This window comes from Streptomyces mesophilus (assembly GCF_040300965.1).
Taxonomy (GTDB): Bacteria; Actinomycetota; Actinomycetes; order Streptomycetales; family Streptomycetaceae; genus Streptomyces; species Streptomyces mesophilus_A.
The window spans coordinates 1-24,448 of sequence record NZ_JBEPEW010000020.1 but is presented as its reverse complement, the minus strand read 5'-3'; the positions used below and the strand labels follow the sequence as shown (position 1 = coordinate 24,448).

Annotated in this window: 26 protein-coding genes and 1 riboswitch; of the genes, 13 read left to right on the top strand and 13 right to left on the bottom strand. The window is 70.4% G+C overall.

Annotation, left to right across the window (positions count from 1 at the left end; translation table 11 throughout):
* Positions 1 to 109: 109 nt before the first annotated feature.
* The 4 genes from ABT367_RS10415 (at position 110) to ABT367_RS10400 (ending at position 4,007) form a co-directional block, all read left to right on the top strand.
* A complete protein-coding gene (locus ABT367_RS10415; protein WP_199548456.1) occupies positions 110 to 847 on the top strand; it encodes a lysophospholipid acyltransferase family protein in 738 nt (245 codons plus the stop codon).
* A gap of 39 nt (positions 848 to 886) precedes the next feature.
* Entirely contained in the window at positions 887 to 2,095 is a 1,209-nt protein-coding gene (gene macS / locus ABT367_RS10410; protein ID WP_352251598.1) for a MacS family sensor histidine kinase, read from the top strand.
* The gene (locus ABT367_RS10405) at positions 2,095 to 2,790 is read left to right on the top strand and encodes a response regulator transcription factor (protein ID WP_352251596.1); all 696 of its coding nucleotides are present in this window, start codon (positions 2,095 to 2,097) and stop codon (positions 2,788 to 2,790) included. Before macS ends, ABT367_RS10405 begins: the two co-directional genes overlap by 1 nt.
* Positions 2,791 to 2,969: 179 nt before the next feature.
* Complete coding sequence (locus ABT367_RS10400) at positions 2,970 to 4,007, top strand: 6-phosphofructokinase (RefSeq protein ID WP_352251594.1); 1,038 nt, start codon at positions 2,970 to 2,972, stop codon at positions 4,005 to 4,007.
* Between the two features lie 19 nt (positions 4,008 to 4,026).
* On the opposite strand, the gene ABT367_RS10395 is transcribed toward ABT367_RS10400, so the two are convergent.
* From ABT367_RS10395 to ABT367_RS10385, 3 genes are all read right to left on the bottom strand, one after another.
* The gene (locus tag ABT367_RS10395) at positions 4,027 to 5,034 is read right to left on the bottom strand and encodes a 2-hydroxyacid dehydrogenase (protein WP_352251592.1); all 1,008 of its coding nucleotides are present in this window, start codon (positions 5,032 to 5,034) and stop codon (positions 4,027 to 4,029) included.
* A 130-nt stretch (positions 5,035 to 5,164) separates the two neighbouring features.
* Positions 5,165 to 7,042: an anthranilate synthase family protein gene (locus tag ABT367_RS10390; RefSeq protein ID WP_352251590.1), complete on the bottom strand. Its 1,878-nt coding sequence runs from the start codon at positions 7,040 to 7,042 to the stop codon at positions 5,165 to 5,167.
* A gap of 113 nt (positions 7,043 to 7,155) precedes the next feature.
* Positions 7,156 to 7,212 carry a trp operon leader peptide gene (locus ABT367_RS10385; RefSeq protein ID WP_071528813.1) on the bottom strand — a complete coding sequence of 19 codons (57 nt, stop codon included), beginning with the start codon at positions 7,210 to 7,212 and terminating at the stop codon, positions 7,156 to 7,158.
* 110 nt (positions 7,213 to 7,322) lie between these two features.
* On the opposite strand from ABT367_RS10385, the gene ABT367_RS10380 reads away from it, so the two are divergent.
* Both ABT367_RS10380 and ABT367_RS10375 read left to right on the top strand, forming a co-directional pair.
* Entirely contained in the window at positions 7,323 to 8,675 is a 1,353-nt protein-coding gene (locus ABT367_RS10380; protein ID WP_352251588.1) for a class II 3-deoxy-7-phosphoheptulonate synthase, read from the top strand.
* Positions 8,676 to 8,819: 144 nt separating this feature from the next.
* Complete coding sequence (locus tag ABT367_RS10375) at positions 8,820 to 9,074, top strand: (2Fe-2S)-binding protein (RefSeq protein WP_352251586.1); 255 nt, start codon at positions 8,820 to 8,822, stop codon at positions 9,072 to 9,074.
* Between the two features lie 25 nt (positions 9,075 to 9,099).
* On the opposite strand, the gene bfr is transcribed toward ABT367_RS10375, so the two are convergent.
* Positions 9,100 to 9,579, bottom strand: coding sequence for a bacterioferritin (gene bfr, locus ABT367_RS10370; RefSeq protein WP_165333289.1), 480 nt, complete (start codon positions 9,577 to 9,579; stop codon positions 9,100 to 9,102).
* Between the two features lie 154 nt (positions 9,580 to 9,733).
* Between bfr and ABT367_RS10365 the strand changes: the two genes are divergently transcribed.
* Positions 9,734 to 10,357, top strand: a complete 624-nt coding sequence (locus ABT367_RS10365; RefSeq protein ID WP_352251583.1) for a sulfite oxidase-like oxidoreductase — start codon at positions 9,734 to 9,736, stop codon at positions 10,355 to 10,357.
* Positions 10,358 to 10,415: 58 nt separating this feature from the next.
* On the opposite strand, the gene ABT367_RS10360 is transcribed toward ABT367_RS10365, so the two are convergent.
* The 6 genes from ABT367_RS10360 to thiO form a co-directional block, all read right to left on the bottom strand.
* Complete coding sequence (locus tag ABT367_RS10360; RefSeq protein WP_352251581.1) at positions 10,416 to 10,973, bottom strand: DUF4396 domain-containing protein; 558 nt, start codon at positions 10,971 to 10,973, stop codon at positions 10,416 to 10,418.
* Between the two features lie 99 nt (positions 10,974 to 11,072).
* Entirely contained in the window at positions 11,073 to 11,930 is an 858-nt protein-coding gene (locus ABT367_RS10355) for a deoxyribonuclease IV (protein ID WP_352251684.1), read from the bottom strand.
* A gap of 55 nt (positions 11,931 to 11,985) precedes the next feature.
* Positions 11,986 to 13,914, bottom strand: coding sequence for a Stk1 family PASTA domain-containing Ser/Thr kinase (gene pknB, locus ABT367_RS10350; RefSeq protein ID WP_352251579.1), 1,929 nt, complete (start codon positions 13,912 to 13,914; stop codon positions 11,986 to 11,988).
* 100 nt (positions 13,915 to 14,014) lie between these two features.
* Positions 14,015 to 14,809 carry a thiazole synthase gene (locus ABT367_RS10345; RefSeq protein ID WP_352251577.1) on the bottom strand — a complete coding sequence of 265 codons (795 nt, stop codon included), beginning with the start codon at positions 14,807 to 14,809 and terminating at the stop codon, positions 14,015 to 14,017.
* Between the two features lie 5 nt (positions 14,810 to 14,814).
* Positions 14,815 to 15,015 carry a sulfur carrier protein ThiS gene (gene thiS / locus ABT367_RS10340; RefSeq protein WP_352251682.1) on the bottom strand — a complete coding sequence of 67 codons (201 nt, stop codon included), beginning with the start codon at positions 15,013 to 15,015 and terminating at the stop codon, positions 14,815 to 14,817.
* A 29-nt stretch (positions 15,016 to 15,044) separates the two neighbouring features.
* The gene (gene thiO, locus ABT367_RS10335; RefSeq protein ID WP_352251576.1) at positions 15,045 to 16,208 is read right to left on the bottom strand and encodes a glycine oxidase ThiO; all 1,164 of its coding nucleotides are present in this window, start codon (positions 16,206 to 16,208) and stop codon (positions 15,045 to 15,047) included.
* A riboswitch (TPP riboswitch) is annotated at positions 16,206 to 16,316 on the bottom strand. Its footprint overlaps the gene before it by 3 nt.
* 49 nt (positions 16,317 to 16,365) lie before the next feature.
* Here thiO and ABT367_RS10330 point away from each other — a divergent pair.
* The 6 genes from ABT367_RS10330 (at position 16,366) to ABT367_RS10305 (ending at position 21,243) form a co-directional block, all read left to right on the top strand.
* Entirely contained in the window at positions 16,366 to 16,710 is a 345-nt protein-coding gene (locus tag ABT367_RS10330; protein WP_352251574.1) for a hypothetical protein, read from the top strand.
* A gap of 51 nt (positions 16,711 to 16,761) precedes the next feature.
* A complete protein-coding gene (locus tag ABT367_RS10325) occupies positions 16,762 to 18,000 on the top strand; it encodes an NAD(P)/FAD-dependent oxidoreductase (RefSeq protein WP_352251572.1) in 1,239 nt (412 codons plus the stop codon).
* A gap of 83 nt (positions 18,001 to 18,083) precedes the next feature.
* Entirely contained in the window at positions 18,084 to 18,464 is a 381-nt protein-coding gene (locus ABT367_RS10320; protein ID WP_352251570.1) for an Rv2175c family DNA-binding protein, read from the top strand.
* A 127-nt stretch (positions 18,465 to 18,591) separates the two neighbouring features.
* Positions 18,592 to 19,257, top strand: coding sequence for a thiamine phosphate synthase (gene thiE, locus ABT367_RS10315; RefSeq protein ID WP_352251568.1), 666 nt, complete (start codon positions 18,592 to 18,594; stop codon positions 19,255 to 19,257).
* Positions 19,258 to 19,368: 111 nt separating this feature from the next.
* On the top strand, positions 19,369 to 20,289 hold the full coding sequence (gene metF, locus ABT367_RS10310; protein ID WP_352251566.1) for a methylenetetrahydrofolate reductase [NAD(P)H]: 921 nt from the start codon (positions 19,369 to 19,371) through the stop codon (positions 20,287 to 20,289).
* Positions 20,290 to 20,340: 51 nt separating this feature from the next.
* Positions 20,341 to 21,243, top strand: coding sequence for a hypothetical protein (locus ABT367_RS10305; protein ID WP_352251564.1), 903 nt, complete (start codon positions 20,341 to 20,343; stop codon positions 21,241 to 21,243).
* Between the two features lie 43 nt (positions 21,244 to 21,286).
* Here ABT367_RS10305 and ABT367_RS10300 read toward each other — a convergent pair whose 3' ends face one another.
* The 3 genes from ABT367_RS10300 to ABT367_RS10290 all read right to left on the bottom strand — a co-directional run.
* A complete protein-coding gene (locus ABT367_RS10300; RefSeq protein WP_352251562.1) occupies positions 21,287 to 22,735 on the bottom strand; it encodes a phytoene desaturase family protein in 1,449 nt (482 codons plus the stop codon).
* Between the two features lie 86 nt (positions 22,736 to 22,821).
* The gene (locus tag ABT367_RS10295) at positions 22,822 to 23,442 is read right to left on the bottom strand and encodes a DUF4126 domain-containing protein (RefSeq protein ID WP_352251560.1); all 621 of its coding nucleotides are present in this window, start codon (positions 23,440 to 23,442) and stop codon (positions 22,822 to 22,824) included.
* Between the two features lie 380 nt (positions 23,443 to 23,822).
* On the bottom strand, positions 23,823 to 24,448 hold a 626-nt coding region (locus ABT367_RS10290), incomplete at its 5' end, for an alpha/beta fold hydrolase (protein WP_352251558.1).

The window sequence follows — 24,448 nt, the reverse complement described above, 5'->3', positions numbered from 1 at the left end:
ACCAGGGCCGTTGTGGCCCGACGCAGCGGCACGGCCGCTTCATGCCGGAAAGGAGCGCAGGCCCGGCACGGGTTAAGGTCGACGTGACGATACGAGAAAGGCACCTGCGTTGATCTACGGGTTCATGAAGCTCACCGTCGGCGGGAGCCTGAAGACTGTGTTCCGCCCCTGGGTCGAGGGGCTCGAGAACATTCCTGCCGAGGGGCCCGCGATCCTCGCGAGCAACCACCTGTCCTTCTCGGACTCCTTCTTCCTGCCCGCGGTGCTCGACCGCCGGGTGACCTTCATCGCCAAGGCCGAGTACTTCAACAGCCCGGGCGTGAAGGGCAAGCTCACGGCCGCCTTCTTCAAGGGCATCGGCCAGCTCCCGGTGGACCGCTCGGGAGCCCGCGGCGCCGGTGAGGCCGCGATCAAGAGCGGTATCGACGTCGTCGAGCGCGGCGAGCTCTTCGGCATCTACCCCGAGGGCACCCGCTCCCCGGACGGCCGCCTCTACCGCGGCAAGCCCGGCGGTCTCGCCCGGGTGGCCCTGGCCACGGGTGCGCCGGTGATCCCGGTCGCGATGATCGACACCGAGAAGATCCAGCCGCCCGGCAAGGTGATGCCCAAGCTGATGCGCCCGGGCATCCGGATCGGCAAGCCGCTGGACTTCAGCCGCTATCACGGCATGGAGGGCGACCGGTTCATCCTCCGTTCGGTGACGGACGAGGTGATGTACGAAATCATGAAGCTGTCCGGCCAGGAGTACGTGGACATGTACGCGACGGCCGCCAAGCGGCAGCTCGCGGACGAGGCCAAGAAGAAGGCTGAGCTGGCCAAGGCGGCGGGCAAGGCCAAGGAAAGCTAGTCGGGGGAACGGTCCGTCAGGACCGCTGGGGGCGGGGTTATGGCCAGGCGCGAACGCGTGATGCGCATGTCGGTGGAGCTGCCGCTGTGGCGCGCCCTGACCGCGTACCGCATCGGCACGATGGTGTACGCGATCGGCCTCTTCGTCGCCGCGTACGAGGAGTTCGCGCGGCCCTGGGTCGCGATCGTCTACTTCGCGGTGCTCTCCGTGTGGACCCTCGCCACCCTGCGCTTCGTCGCGAACGCCGCGGCCTGCACCAAGCGCTTCCTCTTCGTCGACCTGGCGATCTCCCTCACCGGCATCCTGCTGACCCCGGTCGCCGACTCCGCCCAGCGGATCACGGGGGAGGGGCCCACGCTCCCGTCGATCTGGACCGCGGGCGCCGTCCTCGCGTACGCGCTCAAGGGCGGCTGGCGCTGGGCGGCCGTCGCCTCCGCCCTGGTCGGGGTCGCGAACATCGTCCAGCGGGGCCACCCCAGCCAGGACACCCTGCACAACGTGCTGCTCGTCTGGGTCGCCTCCATAGCGATCGGATACGTGGTGGAGGTCGCCCGGGCCTCCGAGCGCACCCTGGCCCGAGCGCTGGAGATCGAGGCGGCGACCCGTGAGCGGGAGCGGCTGGCGCGCGACATCCACGACAACGTGCTCCAGGTCCTCGCCATGGTCCAGCGCCGCGGCACCGCCCTCGGGGGCGAGGCGGCCGAGCTCGGGCGGATGGCCGGCGAGCAGGAGGTCGCCCTGCGCACCCTGGTCGCGGGCGGTCTGGTCCCGGCGTCCCGGGTCTCGGAGGACGCGCAGCAGGGCGCGTTCGTACGGATCGTCGACGAACCCGACGAGGACCCGGACGACGTCCCGCGAGACATCCGCACTTTGCTCTCCCCGTATGCGGGCTCCCGTGTCACCCTCTCCGAACCGGGCGCTCCCGTGCTGCTCGCCCCGGCCGCGGCGCGCGAGCTCGCGGCCGCCGTCGGTGCCGCACTGGACAATGTCCGGGCGCACGCCGGCGAGGACGCACGGGCCTGGATCCTCGTCGAGGACTGGACGGACGAGGTGATCGTGACGGTGCGCGACGACGGTCCGGGCATCCCGGAGGGCCGCCTCGCCCAGGCCGAGGGAGAGGGCAGGCTCGGAGTGGCGCTGTCGATCCGCGGCCGGCTGCGCGACATCGGCGGCACCGCCGAACTGATCTCGGTACCCGGGCAGGGTACGGAAGTAGAACTGAAGGTCCCACGGGGGAAGGCGAGTTGATGAGCGAGCAGCAGGTGACCGGCGAGCAGTCGGCACAGCAGATCAAGGTCATGGTGGTCGACGACCATCCGATGTGGCGCGACGCGGTGGCCCGCGATCTGGCCGAGTCCGGCCTGGACGTGGTGGCCACGGCGGGCGACGGTGAGCAGGCGGTACGCCGCGCCAAGGCCGTCGCGCCCGACGTCCTGGTGCTCGACCTGAATCTGCCGCTCAAGCCCGGCGTCCAGGTGTGCAAGGAGCTCGTGGGCGCCAACCCCAAGCTGCGGGTCCTGGTCCTTTCGGCGAGCGGTGAGCACGCGGACGTCCTGGAGGCCGTCAAGTCCGGAGCGACGGGCTACCTCCTGAAGTCGGCCTCCACCGAGGAGCTTATCGACGCGGTCCGCCGCACCGCGGTCGGCGACCCGGTCTTCACCCCCGGCCTCGCGGGCCTGGTCCTCGGCGAGTACCGCCGCCTCGCCTCCGAGCCGGCGCCCTCGGCCCCCGACGAACCCAAGGCCCCTCAGCTCACCGACCGCGAGACCGAAGTGCTCCGCCTGGTCGCCAAGGGCCTCAGCTACAAGCAGATCGCCGAACGCCTGGTCATCTCCCACCGCACGGTCCAGAACCACGTCCAGAACACCCTGGGCAAACTGCAGCTCCACAACCGGGTGGAGCTGGTGCGGTACGCGATAGAGCGCGGACTGGACGACGAGTAGCGCAGCGGCGGGGAGCGGCCCGGTCCGCTCCCGTGAGGACGCCGTGTTCTCGTACGAGTGAAACCCACTGATCAACTACCAAGCTCGCCAAGGGATTTGGCGCCCTCGACACCGTGAAGTGACCTGGATCACCATTAGCGTGACGGGTCACACAGCGAACGTGGCGAAGGGACTTCCCCATGGGGGCCAAGAAAATCGGCGTGCTGACCGGTGGCGGCGACTGCCCCGGGCTCAATGCCGTCATCCGCGGCATCGTCCGCAAGGGTGTCCAGGAGTACGACTACGAGTTCGTGGGCTTCCGTGACGGCTGGCGCGGGCCGCTCGAAGGCGACTCGGTACCGCTCGACATCCCCGCCGTACGCGGCATCCTGCCCCGCGGCGGCACGATCCTCGGCTCCTCGCGGACGAATCCGTTCAAGGAGGAGAACGGGATCCGCCGCATCAAGGAGAACCTCGCCAAGTACGAGGTCGACTCCATGATCGCGATCGGCGGCGAGGACACCCTCGGCGTCGCCGCGAAGCTCACGGACGAGTACGGCATCCCGGTCGTCGGCGTACCGAAGACCATCGACAACGATCTGAGCGCCACCGACTACACCTTCGGCTTCGACACCGCGGTCGGCATCGCCACCGAGGCCATCGACCGCCTGCACACCACGGCCGAATCGCATATGCGCGTCCTCGTCGTCGAGGTCATGGGCCGGCACGCGGGCTGGATCGCCCTGCACTCGGGTCTCGCGGGCGGCGCCAACGTCATCCTCATCCCTGAACAGCGCTTCGACGTGGACCAGGTCTGCGCCTGGGTCACTTCGCGCTTCAAGGCCTCGTACGCCCCGATCGTGGTCGTCGCCGAGGGCGCGATGCCCAAGGACGGCGAGATGGTCCTCAAGGACGGCACGCTCGACTCCTTCGGACACGTCCGGCTCTCCGGCGTGGGCGAATGGCTGTCCAAGGAGATCGAGAAGCGCACCGGCAAGGAGGCCCGCACCACGGTGCTCGGCCATGTCCAGCGCGGCGGCACCCCGAGCGCCTTCGACCGCTGGCTCGCCACCCGCTTCGGACTGCACGCCATCGAGGCGGTACGGGACGGCGACTTCGGCAAGATGGTCGCGCTGCAGGGCACGAACATCGTGCGGGTCCCGATCGCCGAGGCCACGGCCAGGCTCAAAACCGTGGACCCGGAGCTCTACAAGGAGGTCGGCGTCTTCTTCGGCTGACCGTTTTCCGCAGGGCGGGTCAGCCGGCCTTGGGCGCGGCGGGGACCAGGACGTTCTCGCCGCGCTTGCCCGCCTGGTAGTCGAGGACGTTCTGCAGCGTCGTCTCGATGATCTGGTTCAGCGCGTCCTCGGTGTAGTACGCCTGGTGCGAGGTGACCACGACGTTCGGGAACGTCAGGAGTCGGGCCAGGGTGTCGTCCTCGACGCCCTGGATCGACTTGTCGAAGAAGAACAGGCCGGCCTCGGCCTCGTACACATCGAGTCCCACGCCCGTGAAGCGGCCCTTGCGCAGCTCGTCGACCAGCGCCTCGGTGTCGATGAGGCCGCCGCGGCTGGAGTTCACGAGGATCGCGTCGTCCTTCATCTCACCGAGCACCTCGGCGTTGATGATGTGCTGGGTCGCGGGCAGCAGCGGCACATGCAGGCTGATCAGATCGGACTCGGCGAAGAGCTGGTCCTTCTCGACGTACTTCATGCCGAGTTCCAGACAGGCCGGGTTCTGCGCGACGTCCCAGCCGAGCAGGTTCATGCCGAAGCCGTGCGCGATCCGGGTGAAGGCCTCACCGATCTTGCCGGTGCCCAGCACCCCGACCGTACGGCCGCGCATGTCGCGCCCCATCAGGCCCTCGAGCCGGAAGTCGAAGTCGCGGGTGCGGTTGGAGGCGCGCACGATGCGGCGGTTGACCGCCATCGCGAGGGTCCAGGCGAACTCGGCGACCGAGTACGGCGAGTAGTACGAGACCCGCGCCACCGTCAGGCCGAGGCGCTCGGCCACCTCGAGGTCGATGTGGTTGAAGCCGGTGGAGCGCGTGGCGATCATCTGGGTGCCGCCGGCCGCCAGGGTCTGCAGGACCCGGCTGCTGACATTGGCGTTGACGCTGACCGTGATGATCTCGTAGCCCGCGGCGATCGGCGCCGTGTCCTCGGTGAGGAACACGTCCAGGCAGCGGACCTCGTGGTGTCCTTCGAAGGCCTTCTCGATGAGCGGCTTCTCGTCGGCCTGCACGCCGAATGACAGGATTTCCACGACTGCTCCCAGGAGATGCGGCTGCTGGCTCGTAGGGCCTTGGGCTCATGAGGCTTCTGGCCTGATATGCGCGAATATACGGCGGTCCAGGCCCCTGCGCTCCCGGGGCCCGGACCGTCCGTACGCCGCCTCAGACCCGGACCGTGGCCCGCACCGACTCGATCAGCTCCCGCACCACGGCGGCCCCGCGCAGCGTCAGGACCGACTCCGGGTGGAACTGCACCCCGGCGAACCCGGGCCCGCGCAGCGCGTGCACCTCGCCGGTCCCCGAGCTCCGGCTCACCTCGATCCCGTGCGCCGAGAGCTCGGCCGCCGTCTCGGTGTCGCACACCGCGGTGAAGCTGTTGTAGTAGCCGACGGTCTCGGGCCGCCCGAACAGCACGATCCGCGTCTGCGCTCCCTGATACGGCACCTGCTTGCGGACGATGTCGAGCCCGAGCTCGGCGGCGATCAGCTCATGGCCGAGACAGACCCCGAGCAGTCCGTGCCGGTGATCGCGTACGAGATCGGCGGTCAGCTCGCTCAGGAAGCGCATCTTCGGGTCGGCGGCGTCCGAGGGATCGCCGGGGCCGGGTCCCAGGACGACGGGCCCCTGGTGCGAGAGCGCCGCCTTGCGCACCCCGGGCTCGTCGTAGCGGCGGACCGTGACCGACAGGCCGCAGGAGCGCAGGACGTGGGCGAGCATCGCCGTGAAGGTGTCCTCGCCGTCGATCACCAGGGCGTGCCCGCTCAGCTCACCGGTCCGCTCCTGCATCCGCAGCCAGAACGGCGCGAGCGACCCGCGCCGCGAGTCCAGCGCCTCCTGTACGCGGGGATCGTCGCCGAGCCGGGGGCGGGACCGCTCGGTGCGGGGGCGTCCGGGGCGCACCCCGAGCGCGGCCAGGATCCCGGCCGCCTTGGCGTGCGTCTCGGCCACCTCGTTCGCCGGCACGGAATCCCGTACGAGGGTGGCGCCGACCGGGACCCGCAGGCGGCCGTCCGCCGCGATGTCCGCGGTGCGGATCAGGATGGGGGAGTCGAGGGTCTGTGCGCCGCCCGCGTCCCGGCCGATCAGGGCGAGGGCGCCGGCGTAGTAGCCGCGGCCGCCTTCCTCGTGGCGCCGGATGACCCGGCAGGCGTTCTCGACCGGGGAGCCCGTGACGGTCGCAGCGAACAGCGTCTCCTTGAGCACCTCGCGCACATCGAGGCTGGACTTCCCGCGCAGCTCGTACTCGGTGTGCGCGAGATGCGCCATCTCCTTCAGGCGCGGCCCGACGACGACCCCGCCCTGGTCGCCGACGGTGCACATCATCTTGAGCTCCTCGTCGACCACCATCGACAGCTCGGCGCGCTCCTTGGCGTCGGCGAGGAAGGAGAGCAGCCCGTCCGCGGTCGGTCCCTCGGCCGGGTAGCGGTAGGTGCCGCTGATGGGGTTCATGACCACCGTGCCGCCGCTCATCCGCACATGGACCTCGGGACTGGCGCCGACCAGGGTGCGGTCCCCGGTGTGCACCACGAACGTCCAGTACGCGCCCCGCTCGCCGTCGAGCAGCCGCCGGAAGAGCGCCAGCGCGTCGGCCCTGGTGAAGCCCTCGATCTCCCCTTCGTACGTCCGCCGGATCACGAAGTTCGCGCCCTCGCCCTGCCCGATCTCGTCCCGGATCACCCGCTCCACGATCCCGGCGTACGTGTCGTCGTCGATGTCGAAGCCGCCGCCCCGCACCCGTACGTCATGCGCCGGCAGCTGGGCCAGGGCCTGGTCCAGGCTCATCTCGTACGACTCCCGCGCGACCAGGTACGACAGCGGCGTGCCGTCGTCCGTGACCTCGAAGCCGCGCTCGCGGATCTGCCGGAAGGGGACCAGCGCGAGCAAGGGGAGCTCGGTATCGGGGAGTTCGCCGAGGTGCGCGGCCTCGTGCACCTCTCCGGTCAGGATCTCGACGGTGTCGTGGTCACGGCCGGGGGTGCGGCGGCGGAGCAGGGCGAAGGGGGTTGCCGAGTCGATAAGTCGGCTGAGGCGGTCGTCCATGGCATGGGTTCCTTCCGGCGGATCTCGGGATCTCGGATCTCGGGGAGGAACGGCCTCGGACACACAAAAAGGCCGCCCCTCGGGCGGCCTTCGCGAGTCTTGGGAACGCGCAGTCAGTGGGCCGCCGGATGAGCGGTCCACCACCAGTTCTGGGTCGAATGCGCGAACATGGGGCCGACCCTAGCGCATGTTCCGCGGCGCGCGGTCCGCCCTTGGGACGTTCGTCTCACAAAGTGGGCGGGGGAATGGGCACCCTCACCGACCCCGTAATGTTGACGAGGTGACCGTGAACGCTAAGACCACCGTCAGCGGTGGCAACACCTGGCGAGACCTTCCCGCGGCGCAGCAGCCCACGTACCCCGATGCCGAGGCTCTGCGCGATGTGATCGCGGACCTCGAGTCGTATCCGCCGCTCGTCTTCGCGGGCGAGTGCGATCAGCTGCGCAACCGGATGGCCGCTGTGGCCAAGGGTGAGGCGTTCCTGCTGCAGGGCGGCGACTGTGCCGAGGCCTTCGACGCCGTGTCCGCCGACCACATCCGCAACAAGCTCAAGACGCTGCTCCAGATGGGCGCCGTCCTCACGTACGCGGCCTCCGTGCCGGTCGTGAAGGTGGGCCGCATCGCGGGCCAGTACTCGAAGCCGCGCTCCAAGGACACCGAGACCCGCGACGGCGTGACCCTGCCGACCTACCGCGGCGACTCCGTCAACGGCTTCGACTTCAACGAGGCGGCCCGCGTCCCGGACCCCGAGCGCCTGAAGCGGATGTACCACGCGTCCGCCTCGACGCTGAACCTGGTGCGCGCCTTCACCACCGGCGGCTACGCCGACCTGCACCAGGTGCACGCCTGGAACCAGGACTTCGTGAAGAACTCGCCGTCGGGCCAGCGCTACGAGCAGCTCGCCCGCGAGATCGACAACGCGCTGAAGTTCATGCGCGCCTGCGGCACCGACCCGGCCGAGTTCCGCACCGTCGAGTTCTACTCCTCGCACGAGGCGCTGCTTCTCGACTACGAGTCGGCCCTGACCCGCGTGGACTCGCGCACCGGCCGCCTCTACGACGTCTCGGGCCACATGGTCTGGATCGGTGAGCGCACCCGTCAGCTGGACGGTGCGCACATCGAGTTCGCCTCGAAGATCCGCAACCCGATCGGCATCAAGCTGGGCCCGTCGACCACCCCGGAGGAGGCGCTGCAGTACATCGAGCGCCTCGACCCGGACCGCGAGCCGGGCCGGCTGACCTTCATCGTGCGGATGGGCGCGGACAAGATCCGCGACAAGCTGCCCACGCTGGTCGAGAAGGTCACCGCCTCCGGTGCCACCGTCGCCTGGGTCACCGACCCGATGCACGGCAACACCTTCGAGGCCGCCTCGGGCCACAAGACCCGCCGCTTCGACGACGTCCTGGACGAGGTCAAGGGCTTCTTCGAGGTGCACAAGGCGCTCGGCACGCACCCGGGCGGTATCCACGTCGAGCTCACCGGTGACGATGTCACCGAGTGCGTGGGCGGCGGCGACGAGATCTTCGTCGACGACCTGCACCAGCGCTACGAGACGGCCTGCGACCCGCGACTGAACCGCAGCCAGTCCCTTGACCTGGCCTTCCTTGTCGCGGAGATGTACCGAGACCAGTAAGGCGCAACGCGTACGACACGCCTGTGGGGCGCGGATCCTTGTGATCCGCGCCCCACAGTGCTTTTGCACGCTGGTCGTGACGGGTAAGGTTAGGTTAGCCTCACCGATCATCGGGAGAGCGCAACCTGATCCTGTCGTCGGGAGGTGAACGGCGTGTACGTCTGCTCGTGCTTCGGTGTCACGGAGCAGCAGGTCAAGCAGCACGCTGACGCCGGCGCCTGCACTCCGCGGCAGATAGCCTCCGCGTGCAAGGCCGGTACGGACTGCGGTTCCTGCGTACGCCGCATCCAGGCCATCCTCGGCCGGGGCAACTGCCCCCGCCGCGAACTGGTCGACCAGGGAAAGCCCGCACTCGCCTCGGCGGTGGAGCTCGACGTCGAGCTGGACGAAGCCGCCTGACGCTCCTCGTACGTGCCGTGCAGGCTCAGGCCTCCGGCTGCTCGATCAGCTGCGCGATGTAGAGCGGCTCACCGAGCTTCTCGATCAGCTCCAGCTGCGTATCGAGATAGTCGATGTGGTGCTCCTCGTCCTCGAGAATCGACTCGAAGATGTTCGCCGAGGTCACATCGCCCTTCGCGCGCATCACGTCGATGCCCCGCTTGAGCCGGTCGATGGCCTCGACCTCGACCTGTCGGTCCGCCTGGAACATCTCGGTGACGGTCTGTCCCACGCGTACGTGGAAGAGCCGCTGGTAGTTCGGCAGCCCGTCCAGGAACAGGATCCGGTCGGTGAGCACCTCCGCGTGCTTCATCTCGTCGATCGACTCGTGCCGCGTGTATTTCGCGAGCTTCGTCCAACCGAAGTTCTCCTGCATTTTGGCGTGCAGGAAGTACTGGTTGATGGCCGTGAGCTCGGCGGTCAGCTGCTCATTGAGAAATTCGATGACCTCGGGGTCGCCCTGCATCGCAGAGGCTCCTTCCAAGTGCTTGACTGGGCAGGTGCGCCGCATCCTTGCACCGGGTTTCTGGGCCGTCCAGTAAGTGCATGCTTAGTAGGAGTTGCCCGAATCGGTGCAGACCTGGTCACGTCCACCCTCCGCGGGCTGTCATCATGGAGACATGGGTCAGCCGGAAAGCCGCGTCGAGAAGCAGAACGAGCTTCCCCCGGGGCAGCGGCTGCAGCGGGGCTGGCCGGTCACCCACTACGGGCCCGTACCGAAATTCCGGCCGGAACGCTGGGAGTTCAGGGTCTTCGGCGCCACCGCCGACGGTGAGAAGCACTGCTGGACCCATGAGGAGTTCGGCGCCCTGCCGTACGCCACGGTCCTCGCCGATCTGCACTGCGTCACCAAATTCTCGGTGCTCGGCGCCGAATGGGGCGGCGTCCCCGCGCGCGCCGTACTCGAGCTCGCGCCGCCCGCGCCCGATGTCACCCATGTCATGGTCTGGGCCGAGTACGGCTTCAGCTCCAACCTGCGGATCTCCGACTTCACGGCCGAGCAGACCATGTTCGCCACGCACCGCGACGGCGAGCTGCTCACGGCCGAGCACGGCTTTCCGCTGCGGCTCGTCGTCCCGCATCTGTACGCCTGGAAGGGCCCCAAGTGGGTCCGTGGCATCGAGTACATGACCGCCGACCGCCGTGGCTTCTGGGAGGAGCGCGGCTATCACAACATCGGCGACCCCTGGCGCGAGCAGCGCTACTCGTACCAGGAGGAGCCCGGGGACGGCCCCGAGCTCTGACGGCAGGAAGAGCCCGGCGAGTGGTCCCGGGCTCTGATCCTGGCTTGTGCGGTACGGGTCAGTGGTACTGGTGCACCACCGCGTGTCCCTTGCCACGGCCGATCAGCCACTTGTTGACCGGGGTCGTGACCAGGAAGGCGATCGCGAAGGCGAAGGCCAGGGCGCCCCAGAAGAGCGCGTCGCTGAGATGGGCCTCCATCGCGCCCGGTACGGCGAGCAGGACGCCGTTGTCGACGATCTCCATCACCGTGATCGAGAGGGTGTCGGCGGCGAGCGCGACACCGATCGCGGCCTTGAGCGAGAGGCCGGCGCGGACGACCGCGAACAGCGTGAGCGAGTAGCCGAAGAAGAAGGCCAGCGCGATGGCCAGGACCATCGTGGGCGCGGTGCCCCAGCCGAGCGCAGTGCCGATGATCATGCCGAGCACCTCGCCGATGGCGCACCCGGTGAGGCAGTGCAGCGTGGCCTTGGCCGCCATGGCCCAGGAGACCTTGCCGTGACCGCCGTGACCGTGACCGCCGTGTCCCTCGTGGTTGCCGTGGCCGGCGTGCTCATCGTGCCCGCCGTGGCCTTCGTGTTGGTGGTGCGAGTGTCCGGCGTGCGTTTCGTGCTGCATGGCTGATGGCCCCCAACGTCAGGTAGCGGTTCCTGTCGATAACAAGAACCGTATACCCCCTAGGGGTATTCCCTCAAGTCCTTCGCGGACCTTCCCGCCTCACCCGTCCCGCAGCTTCTTCAGGAGCTCCACATCCGCGGTGTGGCCCGACGGCCCGCCCGGCGTCTCGATGATCAGCGGCACTCCGTCCATCGCGGGGTGCTTCATCAAGGCGCGGAACGCGTCCTCGCCGATATGGCCCTGTCCGATGTTGGCGTGCCGGTCCTTCTTGGCGCCGACCACGTCCTTGGAGTCGTTGGCATGGATCAGCTTGAGACGGCCCTCGCCGACCGTCTCCACCAGCTGGTCGAGGGTCTGGTGCATGCCGTGCGGGCCGGTGAGGTCGTGGCCCGCGGCGAAGACATGGCAGGTGTCGAGACAGATGCCGAGCTTGGGGTGGTGGCCGAGCGCGTCGAAGTACGGGCCGAAGTCCCAGGTCCGTGAGCAGATCGAATAGCCCTGCCCTGCGGTCGACTCGAGCAGGAGGTACGGATCGTCCTCGTGCGTGAGCTCGTCGAGGAGCGGCCGCATGTGCCGGCGTACCTGCTCGAGGGCCTCCGCACGGTCGCGGCCCATCGTCGCGGAACCCGTGTGCACCACGACGCCGAGCGCGCCGATCTCCCGGCCGCGGCGCAGCGAGTGGCGCAGGGAGGCCACCGACTTCTCGACCGTCTCGGGGGAGTGGGAGCCGAAGTTGATCAGATACGGGGCGTGGATGTACGCCGGGATCGACTCGGCCGCGCAGGCCGCGCGGAAGGCCTCGTCCTCGGCGGGGTTGCCGGGCGGGGTGGCCCAGCCGCGGGGGTTGGCGACGAAGACCTGTACGGTCTCGCAGCCCAACTCCCTTGCGTACGCGAGGCCTTTGGAGGAGAGCCCGCCGGCTACAGGGACATGGCTGCCGACGGGGTTACGAGGGATCTGCACGCTGCCCAGGGTGTCACGACGACGGTGGCACCCCGGACGCGGTTCACCTTCAGCGGATCTTGATGGTGATCGTCGAGCCCTTGGCGGCTTCCTCGCCGCCCTCGACCGACTGGCTCTCCACCGTGTCGCCGAACAGGCCGAGCAGACCCCGGTCCTCGTCGACCTCGAAGCCGGCTCCGGAGAGCTTGTCCTTGGCCTCGTCGACCTTCAGGCCGACGACGTCCGGGACCTCGATCATCTCGGGGCCCTTGGAGATCGTCAGGGTGACGGTGTCGCCCTCGCCGAGCGAGGCGCCGGCGCCGGGCGACTGCTCGCCGACCAGGCCCTTGTCGTGCTCGGAGTGGACCCGCTGCTCGGCGATCTCGACCTTGAAGCCGTCCTCCTCGAGCTCGTCGCGCGCTTCTTCCGGTGTCTTGCCGGTGACCTCGGGCACCTCGACGGGCTCGCCCTTGCTCACGGTCAGCGCGACGGCGGTGCCGGACTGGCGCTGCGTACCGGAGGTCGGACTGGTGCGGATCACATCGCCGCGCTTGACTTCGTCGCTGAATTCGCGGGTGACCGTGCCCGGTTCGAGCCCGGCCTTCTGGAGCTCCTTCTTCGCCTCGGCGAGCGGCGTTCCGCTGACATCGGGGACGCGCACGATGCGCTGCCCGAGCGAGACGGTCAGGGTGACCGTGCCGCCCTCGCGGATGCGCTGGCCGCGGTCCGGGTCGGTGTCCATCACCTGGCCGCGGTCGTACGAGGCGCTGTACTTCTTGCGCACCTCGTCGTTCACCTTCAGACCGGCGTCCTGCAGCGTCCTGCGCGCCTGCGCCTCGGTCTTGGAGAGCACGCCCGGGACCTGGGTGAACTGGCCGGAGTTGATGTACCAGACGCCCGCACCGATGCCGAGCGCCAGGATCACGGCCGCGATCACCGTGTACAGCCCGCGCCGGGGGCGCTGCGCCCGCGCAGGCGCGACCGGGCCGGGCGGCGGGGGCGGCATCTCCAGGCGGCTGGTGCGGTGGATCTCCTCCTGGGCGGGCCCCGGCTGCGGCACGGAGGCGACCGCGCGCGGGATCACGCTCGTACGGTCCTCGGAGTGGGTGTGCGCGTCCTCGACGGCGGCCGGCGGCACCGCGTCCAGCTGGGCCTCGGTGAGCGCGGCGCGCGCCGTACGGGTCTGGCCGAGCAGCGCGACCGCGTCGTACGGGCGCACCTCGGGCGTACGGGCGGTGGCGAGGGCGACCAGTTCGTCGAGGTCGACGGGCAGGCCCGGCACGGAGGCCGAGGGCGGCGGGATGTCCTCGTGCAGATGCTTGTAGAGGATCTGAGCGGGCGATTCGCCGGTGTGCGGCTTGGCGCCGGTGAGCATCTCGTACAGCACGACACCGCAGGCGTACACATCGACGCGAGGATCGGCGACACCGCGCTCGATCTGCTCGGGGGCGAGATACGAGACGGTGCCGAGGACGGTGCCCGTGGTGTTCGTCACGGTGTCCACGGACCGTACGAGCCCGAAGTCGGCGACCTTGACCCGGCCGTCGTCCCCTATCAGGACGTTCTCGGGCTTCATGTCCCGGTGCACGAACCCCGCGCGGTGCGCGGCGCCGAGGGCGGCGAGTACCGGCTCCAGGATGTCGAGCGCGGCGCGCGGCCGCAGGGCGCCGCGTTCGCGCAGCACGTCGCGCAGGGTGCAGCCCGCCACGTACTCCATCGCGAGATAGACGTACGCGCCCTGGGCGCCCTGGTCGTAGACGGCGACCACATTGGGGTGCGCGAGCCGGGCGACGGACTTGGCCTCGCGGATGAAGCGGTCGACGAAGGCGGCGTCGGCGGCCAGGGTCGGATGCATCACCTTGAGCGCGAGTACGCGGTCGAGGCGGGTGTCCACGGCCCGGTAGACCGTGGCCATCCCGCCCACCGCGATCCGGGCGTCGATCCGGTACCGGCCGTCGAGCACCTGCCCGACGAGAGGGTCCTGAAGGGTCGTGTCCACGCGCCGAGTGTACGAGCCGTGGCTTGGAGGGTTGCCTGGTTGGGGGGATGTGGGGCAGTTCTGAGGCTGACCTGTGACGCGCGGCGGACTCCGCCGGGACTCAGAACGCCGGCCGCTCCGGATCCAGCCGCGCCCGCCCCTCCATCGGCGACGAGGCCTGCGCGAAGTGCCGGCGCGGGATACGCCCCGCGCGGTGGGCGAGACGCCCGGCCTCGACCCCGTGCCGCATCGCCTCCGCCATGAGGACCGGCTCCTGGGCCCGGGTCACCGCGGACGCCAGCATCACCGCCGAGCACCCCAGCTCCATCGCGAGCGCCGCGTCCGAGGCCGTGCCGGCGCCCGCGTCGAGGATCACGGGGACGCCCGCGTTCTCCACGATCAGCTGGAAATTGTGCGGATTGCGGATGCCGAGGCCCGAACCGATCGGGGAGCCGAGCGGCATGACCGCCGCGCAGCCCACGTCCTCGAGCTTGCGCGCGAGCACCGGGTCGTCGTTCGTGTACGGAAGGACCGTGAAGCCGTCGTCGACGAGGGTCTCGCAGGCCTCCAGGGTCTCCACCGGATCCGGGAGGAGCGTGCGCTCGTCCGCGATGACCTCGACCTTCACCAGCTCCGTGCCGAGGGCTTCGCGCGCGAGCCGGGCCGTGAGCACCGCCTCGCCCGCCGTGAAGCAGCCCGCCGTGTTCGGCAGCACCTCGATGCCGAGCTTGGCCAGGACGGAGAGCACCGAGCCCTTGGTGCCGGGGTCGACCCGGCGCATCGCCACGGTTGTCAGCTCCGTACCGGACGCGGCCAGTGAGCGTTCGAGGACATCGAGGCTGGGCGCCCCGCCCGTGCCCATGATCAGCCGTGAGGAGAAGGTCCTCGACCCGATGACCAGTGGATCGTCGGCCATGTTCGTCAGCCTCCCTGTACTGCGGTCAAAACCTCGACGCGGTCACCGGCGGACAGCGCCGTGCGCCGCCACTCGCCGCGCGGTACGACGGTCTCGTTGAGCGCCGCGGCCACACCGGACGGCGCGGCGGTGACGGCGGCGACCAGCGCGTCGAGCGTGGTGCCGTCGGACACCGCCCGCGTCTGTCCGTTCACGTGCACGGCGATCTCGCTCATACGGCCTGCTCCTGACTCGCTCATACGGCCTGCTCCTGAAGGGCGCCGAAACGCTTGGGGCTGAAGGGCCGTACGTCCTGGGGGAGTTCCCCGGTGGTCAGGGCGTGCGCCATCGCGTCGCCCGTGACGGGCGTGAGCAGCACACCGTTGCGGTGGTGCCCGGTGGCGAGCAGCAGGCCCGGCAGCTGGGTCGGGCCGATCAGCGGCGCGTTGTCCGGCGAGCCGGGGCGCAGGCCGGCCCGGGTCTCCACCAAGGGCAGTTCGGTGATCCCCGGGATCAACTCGTGGGCGTCCCGCAGGAGTTCGTAGACCCCGCCCGCGGTGACCGTCGTGTCGTACCCCTGCTCCTCGCTGGTGGCGCCGATGACCAGCTCGCCGTTCTCACGCGGGACGAGATAGACATCGCTGCCGCGCACGACCGCGCGTACGGTCCGCTGCAGGAACGGGGCGTACGCGGGCGGTATCCGCAGCCGGAGCACCTGCCCCTTCACGGGCCGCACCGGCACGGAGACCGGCAGTCCCGCGAGCAGCCCGCTGTGGCTGCCGCCCGCCAGCACCACCTGCTCGGCGGCGAGCTCGGTGCCGTCCGCGAGTACGACTCCCGAGGCCCTGTCCCGTACGAGCAGAAGTCGCTCGGCCCACTGCCGGTGGAAGCTCACACCGGCCCGCTCGCAGGCGACGATCAGGGCCTTCGCGAGCCGGCGCGGATCGATCTGGTGGTCGTCGTCGGCCCGCAGGCCGCCGCGCACACCGGGCGCGAGCATCGGCTCCAGGCGCCGGCACTCGCGGCCCGAGAGCCACTCGGAGGCGAGCCCCGAGCGCTGCTGCAGGGCGTGCACCTCGCGCAGATGGGCGCGGTCGTCGGCGTCGAGTGCGACCGAGAGCGTTCCGCAGGAGCGGTAGCCGAGCTGTTCGCCGCTGACCTCGGTGAGTTCGGCGGCGAAGGACGGATAGCGTGCGGCGGAGGCCAGGTTGAGGGCGAGCAGGGTCTCCTCGCCGTAGTGGAGTTCGGTGACCGCGGCGAGCATTCCGGCCGCGACCTGCGCGGCGCCGCCGCCGGGCGCGGGGTCCACGACCGCGGTGCGCAGCCCCAGCTGCGCGGACCGCCAGGCCGTGACCAGACCGATGATGCCGCCGCCCACCACGACGACGTCGGACGGCACCTTCGAAGACAGCTGTGACATGGGCGTCCAGCCCCTCCCTTCGCCGGCATGACCCGGATCAGGTTCATACGGTCGGAGGCCGCCGCCTCCCTCTCAGCCCGGCACGTCCGGGCTCCCGCGAGTGCTTTACGCCTGCCACCATAGCCCGACGTCCCAACGCTCTTGAAGGGAGCAGCCGATGACCGCCCGCTCGCTCGACGGCCTCGTGATGGCCCCCGTGGAGGACCAGGCACCAGGTCAGGTGGGCACCCGCACCCGCTTCACGTACCACCAGCAGGACGGGGTGATCTGGGCTTCGTACGCGGGTGGTGACGTCGTACGGGGTGAGCTGGTCGGCTCGCGTGACGGGGACGTACTGGACTTCCGTTACGTGCAGTTGAAGACCGACGGCGAGACGGCGTCCGGGCACTGTGTGTCCCGTATCGAGGAACTCCCCGACGGACGGATCCGGCTCCAGGAGACGTGGGAGTGGGAGTCGCGGCCCGGAAGCGGCACCAGCGTTGTGGAACAGGTCACGTCCTGACCTGTGACTTCCCACCTTCCTGACGGTTCGTCAGTTGTTTATGGTGATCGGATGAGCGAGCAGCGGGAGGTACCTGTGGGGCAGCGTCGCGTGGTGATCGTCGGGGCCGGGATGGCCGGTGTGCAGACGGCGGTGGCCCTGCGGGAACAGGGCTTCGACGGAACGGTCACCTTGATCGGCGCCGAACCGCACCAGCCGTACGACCGGCCGCCGCTGTCCAAGGCGGTGCTGCTCGGCAAGGCCGAGGGCTCGGCCTTCGAGGTGGACTTCGAAGCGCTCGGAGTGGAGCTCCAAGTGGGCCGCGAGGTCACGGGCCTGCGCGTCGAGGCACACGAACTCGACACCGCGCAGGGGCCCGTCCCGTACGACGTCCTGGTCCTGGCCACCGGAGCGGAACCGCTGCACCTGCCGGGTGCTTCGGGCATTCCCGGCGTGCACCTGCTGCGCACGCTCGACGACGCGCAGCGGCTGCGCCCCGTGCTCGCCGAGCAGCACGACATCGTGGTGGTCGGCGCCGGCTGGATCGGTGCGGAGTTCGCCACGGCGGCCCGGGACGCGGGCTGCGCCGTCACGGTGGTCGAGGCGGCGGACCGTCCGCTGGCCGGGGCGCTGCCGGCCGAGGTCGCGGCGCCGATGGCGGCTTGGTACGAGGAGTCGGGCGCCGTGCTGCGCACCGGCGCCCGCGTTCAGGCGATCGAAGAGGGGGCCGTCCTGCTGTCCGACGGCACCCGGGTGCCCGCCGGTGCCGTGGTCGTCGGGATCGGCGCCCGCCCGGCCACGGCCTGGCTCGCGGACTCGGGCATCGAGCTCGGCCCCGACGGAGCGGTCGTCGCGGACGCCTCGCTGCGCACCTCCGCCCCGGATGTGTACGCGGTCGGCGACTGCGCCTCGTTCCCCTCGGCGCGCTACGGGGCCCGCCTCCTGGTCCACCACTGGGACAACGCCCTCCAGGGCCCCCGCGCGGTGGCCTCCAACGTGATCGGTACGCAGCCGGCGGTCTACGACCCGGTGCCGTACTTCTGGTCGGAGCAGTTCGGCCGCTTCGTCCAGTACGCGGGCCACCACGGGTCCGCCGACCGGCTGGTGTGGCGGGGCGACCCGGCGACCCCGGCGTGGTCGGTCTGCTGGCTTCGGGACGGGGTCCTGGTCGCGGTCCTGGCGGTGGGCCGCCCGCGCGACCTGGCGCAGGGGCGGAAGCTGATCGAGGCGGGGGCGGTCCTGGACGCGGACAAGGCTGCGGATGCCTCGGTGCCCCTCAAGAGCGCGGTGGTGAAGCAGCCCGATGCCTGAGCGGTACCGCCCCGAGGGCCCGGAGCCAGCCGTCCGGGACACCGAACAATCACACGCGCCCCAAACCATGGCACCCTTATTCCGTGACCGAGATTGACGCAAAGATCGAAGCGCTCGTCCCTGCGTGGCTGAACCTCCCCGAGATCGCCGACATGTTCGGCGTCGAGGTGACGCGTGTGCGGCAGCACGTCAAGGAAGGCCGGCTGCTCGCCGTACGCCGCGGCGAGAACAAGGCGCTGTACGTGCCCGCCGCCTTCATCGACGGCAACGCCGAAGACGGATGGAAGATCGTCAAGGGGCTGCCCGGGCTCCTGACCCTCCTGCGGGACGACGGCTTCTCCGACGAAGAGATGGTGGAGTGGCTCTTCACGCCGGACGACACCCTGCCCGGCACCCCCGCACAGGCTCTGAGCGAGAATCGCGGCACGGAGGTGAAGCGCCGCGCCCAGGCGCTCGCCGTCTGACAGCGACATTCACCGGCCGGTGACGAACGGCCGTCGTGACCAGCATTCGGTATACGGGCCCCGGGACCGGGACCGCCGCAAGGCACCCCGGTCCGGGGCCCGTGCGCCGCGAAACAGGGGGGATCTCATGAACGCCACCGCAGGAACGGCCCGCACGCCGCGCGAACAGCTCGCCGACGCCCGGCTCTACCTCTGCACCGACGCCCGCAAGCGTCAGGGCGATCTCCCCGAGTTCCTCGACGCCGTCCTCGGCAGCGGCGTCGACATCGTGCAACTGCGCGACAAGGGCATGGAGGCCGCCGAGGAGCTCGAGCACCTCGCCGTCTTCGCGGACGCCTGCCGCCGGCACGGCAAGCTGCTCGCCGTGAACGACCGCGCCGACATCGCCCACGCCGCCGGCGCGGATGTGCTCCACCTCGGCCAGGGCGACCTGCCGGTCCCCGCGGCCCGCGCGATCCTCGGCGAGGACGTCCTCATCGGCCGCTCCACGCACGCCGCGTCCGAGGCGTCCGCCGCCGCGGAGCAGCCCGGCGCCGACTACTTCTGCACCGGCCCCTGCTGGCCCACCCCCACCAAGCCCGGCCGCCACGCCCCCGGTCTCGACCTGGTGCGCCACACCGCCGAACTCACCGCGGTCCGCCCCTGGTTCGCCATCGGCGGGATCGATCTGGGCAACCTGGACGAGGTGCTCGAAGCGGGCGCGAGCCGTGTCGTCGTGGTCCGCGCGATCACCGAGGCCGACGATCCGGCCGCCGCGGCCGCGGAGTTCGCCAAGCGCCTGCGTACGCAATAGCGTCGGCGCTTTCGTATGACAACTGTCCGATGGGTGGACGGAAAACCGGCATTCCCGGCATAACAACCGCTCGCGGTTGGGGCGCGGACCCGGGGTGACTAACCTGCGCCTATGGCCCTCGGTACCGCTTCCACCAGGATGGATCGCGCGCGCACGGTGCGCGAGATGCTCGCGACCGGCAAGACCACGTACTCCTTCGAGTTCTCCGCGCCCAAGACCGAGAAGGGTCAGCGGAATCTGTGGACTTCGCTGCGCCGGGTCGAGGCGGTCGCCCCCGACTTCGTCTCCGTCACCTACGGCGCCGGCGGTTCGACCCGCGCGGGCACGGTCACGGAGACCCAGCAGATCGTCGCCGACACCACGCTCACGCCGGTCGCGCATCTGACCGCCGTGGACCACTCGGTGGCCGAACTGCGCAACATCATCGGCCAGTACGCCGACGCCGGGATCAGGAACATCCTCGCGGTCCGCGGCGATCCGCCCGGCGACCCGATGGCCGAGTGGGTCAAGCACCCGCGGGGTCTGGCGTACGCGTCCGAACTGGTGCGGCTCATCAAGGAGTCCGGCGACTTCTGCGTGGGCGTCGCGGCGTTCCCGGCCATGCATCCGCGCTCGCCCGACTGGGATGCGGACGTACGGCACTTCGTGGACAAATGCCGCGCGGGCGCCGACTATGCGATCACCCAGATGTTCTTCCACCCCGAGGAATATCTGCGCCTGCGCGACCGCGTCGAAGCGGCCGGCTGCGAGACGCCGATCATCCCGGAGATCATGCCGGTGACGAGCGTGCGGATGCTCGAACGCCTGCCACAGCTCAGCAACGCCGAGATTCCCGCCGGGCTGAAAGAGCGGATCCTCACATCCAAAGAGGACGCCGCGGCTGTACGCTCCATTGGCATCGAGTTCGCGACGGAGTTCTGCGCTCGGCTCCTTGCCGAGGGAGTGCCCGGTTTGCACTTCATCACGCTCAACAACTCCACGGCGACCCTGGAAATCTACGAAAATCTGGGCCTGCACCACCCGCAGGCCTGAACCGGCACAGCCGCACACCCCTACGCGGCGGGCCGTAGGAGAGGGGCGTACATGGGCTGGACGGTCCTCTACATCGCGTTCGGACTGGTCGCGCTGTGGCTGCTCGGCGAGGTGCTGCTGCAGTACAAGGCGCGCCTGCGCTGGCGGCTGCTCGCTTTCGCCGGCTTCGTCGGCGTCGTGCTCGGTGTGCTGATTCCCTCGGTGTACGTGATCGGGGCGGGCGCCATCGCGTTCGCCATCGGCCAGACGTACGTGACACTCTCGTTCCGCCGCGGCTTCTCCACGGGCTGGGCGATCGGCGGCAACCCGGGCGAGAGCCGCCGCCGCAGGGGCGTGGTGGAGCAGGACCCGACGCTCGAGGTCTCGGACCTGGAGTACGAGGCGGAGTACCGCGAGGACGGCCGGGACGGCCAGGACTCCGGCTACGACGGCCGCGACCAGGGTTACGGCGGCGACGGCTATGCGCCGCAGCCGGCCTCGGTCTACGCGCCCGAGCCGCTGCCCGACGACACCGGCAGCTACGGCATCTACGACACCGGGTCCCATGCGTACCCGCAGCAGCCCGCCGCCGCGGCGGCCGCCGACTCGTCCTCGTACGGCTATGACGCGTACACCAACGGCGGCTACGACCAGCAGAACTACGGGTACGACCAGCAGGGCCAGCAGAGTTACGCGGCCTACTCGGACCCGTACATCGGCACGCAGTCCTACGACACCGGCCAGTACGACACGTACGGCGGCGGGCAGCAGGGCTACGACAGCGGGCAGTACGCCCAGTACCAGCAGGGCGGTTACGGGGACAGCACCCCGCCCGGCGGAGTGTGGGTGCCGCAGCAGCGCAACGGCGACGAGGCGCTCTCCGGGGGCCTGCCGCCCGAGCAGCCGGCGTATCCGCCGTACAACCCGGAGGGGTACGACACCGGGTACAACGAGCAGCAGCCTTATCGCTACTGAGAGTTGATCTTTCGTACGACATGAGGGGCCGGACGGCCAGGGCTCACTGCGAGCCCCGGAAGTCCGGCCCTTCGACGATCAGGCCCGCGACCAGGGCGCCGGACATCCCGGCGTGCGGCAGTCCGCCGCCCGGGTGGGCCCAGCCGCCGACGTGGTGGAGGCCGGGCAGGCGCGTCGTGTTCGACGGGTGGAGGTAGCGGGCGTCGGCGCCGGCCAGTGAGGGGTGGGGGACCGGGCCGTGGGTCCGGATCTCGCGCCACAGCAGGCGGTCGCGCAGTGCGGGGACGGCCTGCTCCGCGGCGGTGATCATCCGGTCGGCGAAGTCCTCGGCGTCGGCGACCTTGTGCGCGACGGCGGTCAGGACCACCGACTCGTGCTCGGCGTCGGGCACCAGCGCGGGATCGCCGGGCCTCAGCACGGTCACTGTCGGACGTACGCCGGGCCCGAACTCGCCTGCCAGGGCGTCGAGTTCGGCTTTGCGGCCGGGAGTGTGAACGACGGTGCGATGTACGGCGTCGCCTTCTCGCGCGCCACTGAGAGCCAGCAGCACGGTGAAGCGGCCGGGACGGACGCGTGCGGTATCGAGCACGGCGTCCTGCCGCGGGTCGTGCAGGGGCCGGCCGGCGAGCGCCTCGGGATCGACGCCGGCGACCACGAACTCGGCTTCGTGCACGGTGCCGTCCGCGAGCTCGACCCCGGCCGCGCGCCCGTCCTTCTCGACCACGCCGACGACCTCGGCGCCGAACGTGAACCGCACCTTCCGCTGCAGGCACCGCTCGTACACGGCGGTCGCGAGCTCGCGGATGCCGCCCCGTACGTACCAGGTCCCGAAGGCCTGCTCCATGTACGGCAGCACGGCGGCGCTCGCGGGTGCGGTACGCGGATCGAGTCCGTACGCGAGGACGGAGCTCTCGACGAGGGCGATCAGCCGGGGGTCGGCCAGCTCGTGCCGCATCGCCTCGGCGAAGGTGGGCGGCCGCTTGCGAAGGAGGCCGCTCCTGCGGACGGCGGGATACGGATCCCGCTCGCCGAGCACCCGCCAGTCCTCCCACAGCGGCTCCTCGAGCAGCGGGCGGCGGGCGCGGTCCCAGGCCTCGCGGGCCCGGTTCAGGAACTGGGCCCAGCGCTCTCCGGTGCCGTTTCCGAGGGCCGCCTCGATGGCGTCGACGGTGCCGGCGCGGGAAGCGTTGGGCACGGAGAGGTCGGTGCCGTCGGCGAAGAGGTGCCGGACGGCGGGGTCGACCTGGACAAGGTCGACGCAGTCCTCCAGGGGCTGCTTGCCGGTCTTGATGAACAGATCGCGGTAGACGGCGGGCAGCGGGAGCAGCCCGGGGCCGGTGTCGAAACGGAACCCGTCGCGCTCGAAGCGCCGCACGGACCCGCCGTACGTCTCCTCGCGTTCGAACACGGTGACGCGGTGGCCCGCGACGGCCAGCCGGGCGGCGGCTGCCATCGCGCCCATTCCGGCGCCGATCACCACGATTTGTGCCATGCGGGGAGGGTACCGGCCGGGTCCGGGCGGGCTTTGCGGGGGCTCCGCCCCGACCCGCCCGGTCCGCCGCCGCTCACTGCAAGGCTTCAGCCCGGTGGTCGTCCCCCGCTCACCTCACGCGCCAAGCGCTTCTCCTCACGTCTCTGCGCCCGTCTGCGCATGAAGCGCCGGATGCGATGCGCCAGGAACAGGACCAACGCCAGACCGAGGATCAGCAGGACTGCCGCGATGATCGCCGCCGCCTCCGGGTAGAACATCGCGAACGTGACGATGCCGCCCACGCCGAGATCCTCGGCCGTGCTCATGACCACATTGCTGAACGGCTCCGGCGACGTGTTGATCGCCATCCGTGTCCCGGCTTTCACGAAATGGCTGGCCAGCGCGGTCGAACCGCCGACCGCACCGGCCGCGAGATCCGAGATCGAACCGCTCTGCCCCGCGAGCAGCGCTCCGACCACGGCTCCGGACACCGGCCGGATCACGGTGTGCACCGTGTCCCAGAGGGAGTCGACGTAAGGGATCTTGTCGGCCACCGCTTCGCACAGGAAGAGGAAGCCCGCCACGCAGAGCACGTCGGTGCGCTCCAGAGCGGGCGGCACCTCGTCGCTCACGCCGGTCACGCCGAAGACGCCGAGCAGGAGCACCACCGCATACGCGTTGATACCGCTGGCCCAGCCGCTGGTGAACACCAGGGGGAGTACGGACACGGACGCGATCGTAACCAGTCGGCAACGGGTCGGCCTGGGGATGAGTGCGTATGCCTGAGTATCCGTACCTAGTGAGTGAGATGAGTACGAGCGCGGATGGGCCCCGACCTGCAGGAACGAAAGAGTGAGGGTCACGGAAGGGGCGCGGCGCCGGCACCGCCGACACGGGGCGGCGGAACGGCGCGGCTCCCCTTGCGGAACGGGGGACGTCCCGGCCCGGAGGGGACACCGGGGAGCGGGGCGGACCACGGGGGATCGGGGGAAGCACTGGTCCGGTGAGGCTCGTGAGAACGATCGAGCCGCGCCGGACCAGTGTCGTTTCCGGGTCCGGGAAGGCCCCGGCCAAGCGCTTCGGGGAACGGGCCTTGGGGGAAGCGCCGCTACCCGAGCGCGAGCATCGCCTCGGCGACCTCGCCGACCGCGGCATCGGGGAGCGCGGTGGCGGCCTCCTCCAGTACCAGCAGCCGGGCCCCGGGGATCTCGCGTGCGAGCGCCTCACCGTTGCCGACGGGGAAGAACCGGTTGCGGCGGCCGTGCACGACGAGCGCGGGGACCTCGATCGCGGACAGCCGCTCGCGCCAGCGGGGTGTGCAGTCGAGCCGGGAGAACACCATGCCCAGCTGGTTGGCCATCTGGACCTCGGGCGCGGTGCCGGGCGTGCGGTCCCAGATGCGCGCGGCGTTCTCGTACGCGGCGACGGGGTCGTCACCGAGGACCTTCGCGCCGTCGGCGGCGAACTCCGCCACCGCCTCGCGGTCGGCCCAGTCGGGCATCGGACGCGCGAACAGCCGCCCCATGGTCGCCTGGTCATGGTCGGGGAGGTCGTCATCGGGCGGCCCCGGCGCCACCGCGCGGGTACCGGCCAGGGTGAGCGCCGAGAACGCGTCGGGATGGTCGAGCACGGCCACCTGCGCGACCATCCCGCCTACGCCGGTCCCCGCGAGGTGCGCGGGCCCGCCGCCGAGCGCGCCGGCCAGGGCCGCGACCTCGCCGCCGATGCCGCGGC

Excerpts from the sequence above, each read along its gene's own strand:
- macS (WP_352251598.1), top strand. The coding sequence starts at position 887 with ATGGCCAGGCGCGAACGCGTGATGCGCATGTCGGTGGAGCTGCCGCTG.
- ABT367_RS10405 (WP_352251596.1), top strand. The coding sequence starts at position 2,095 with ATGAGCGAGCAGCAGGTGACCGGCGAGCAGTCGGCACAGCAGATCAAG.
- ABT367_RS10400 (WP_352251594.1), top strand. The coding sequence starts at position 2,970 with ATGGGGGCCAAGAAAATCGGCGTGCTGACCGGTGGCGGCGACTGCCCC.
- ABT367_RS10390 (WP_352251590.1), bottom strand. The coding sequence starts at position 7,042 with ATGGACGACCGCCTCAGCCGACTTATCGACTCGGCAACCCCCTTCGCC.
- bfr (WP_165333289.1), bottom strand. The coding sequence starts at position 9,579 with ATGCAGGGCGACCCCGAGGTCATCGAATTTCTCAATGAGCAGCTGACC.
- ABT367_RS10365 (WP_352251583.1), top strand. The coding sequence starts at position 9,734 with ATGGGTCAGCCGGAAAGCCGCGTCGAGAAGCAGAACGAGCTTCCCCCG.
- ABT367_RS10360 (WP_352251581.1), bottom strand. The coding sequence starts at position 10,973 with ATGCAGCACGAAACGCACGCCGGACACTCGCACCACCAACACGAAGGC.
- ABT367_RS10345 (WP_352251577.1), bottom strand. The coding sequence starts at position 14,809 with ATGGCCGACGATCCACTGGTCATCGGGTCGAGGACCTTCTCCTCACGG.
- thiO (WP_352251576.1), bottom strand. The coding sequence starts at position 16,208 with ATGTCACAGCTGTCTTCGAAGGTGCCGTCCGACGTCGTCGTGGTGGGC.
- ABT367_RS10330 (WP_352251574.1), top strand. The coding sequence starts at position 16,366 with ATGACCGCCCGCTCGCTCGACGGCCTCGTGATGGCCCCCGTGGAGGAC.
- ABT367_RS10325 (WP_352251572.1), top strand. The coding sequence starts at position 16,762 with ATGAGCGAGCAGCGGGAGGTACCTGTGGGGCAGCGTCGCGTGGTGATC.
- thiE (WP_352251568.1), top strand. The coding sequence starts at position 18,592 with ATGAACGCCACCGCAGGAACGGCCCGCACGCCGCGCGAACAGCTCGCC.
- metF (WP_352251566.1), top strand. The coding sequence starts at position 19,369 with ATGGCCCTCGGTACCGCTTCCACCAGGATGGATCGCGCGCGCACGGTG.
- ABT367_RS10305 (WP_352251564.1), top strand. The coding sequence starts at position 20,341 with ATGGGCTGGACGGTCCTCTACATCGCGTTCGGACTGGTCGCGCTGTGG.
- ABT367_RS10300 (WP_352251562.1), bottom strand. The coding sequence starts at position 22,735 with ATGGCACAAATCGTGGTGATCGGCGCCGGAATGGGCGCGATGGCAGCC.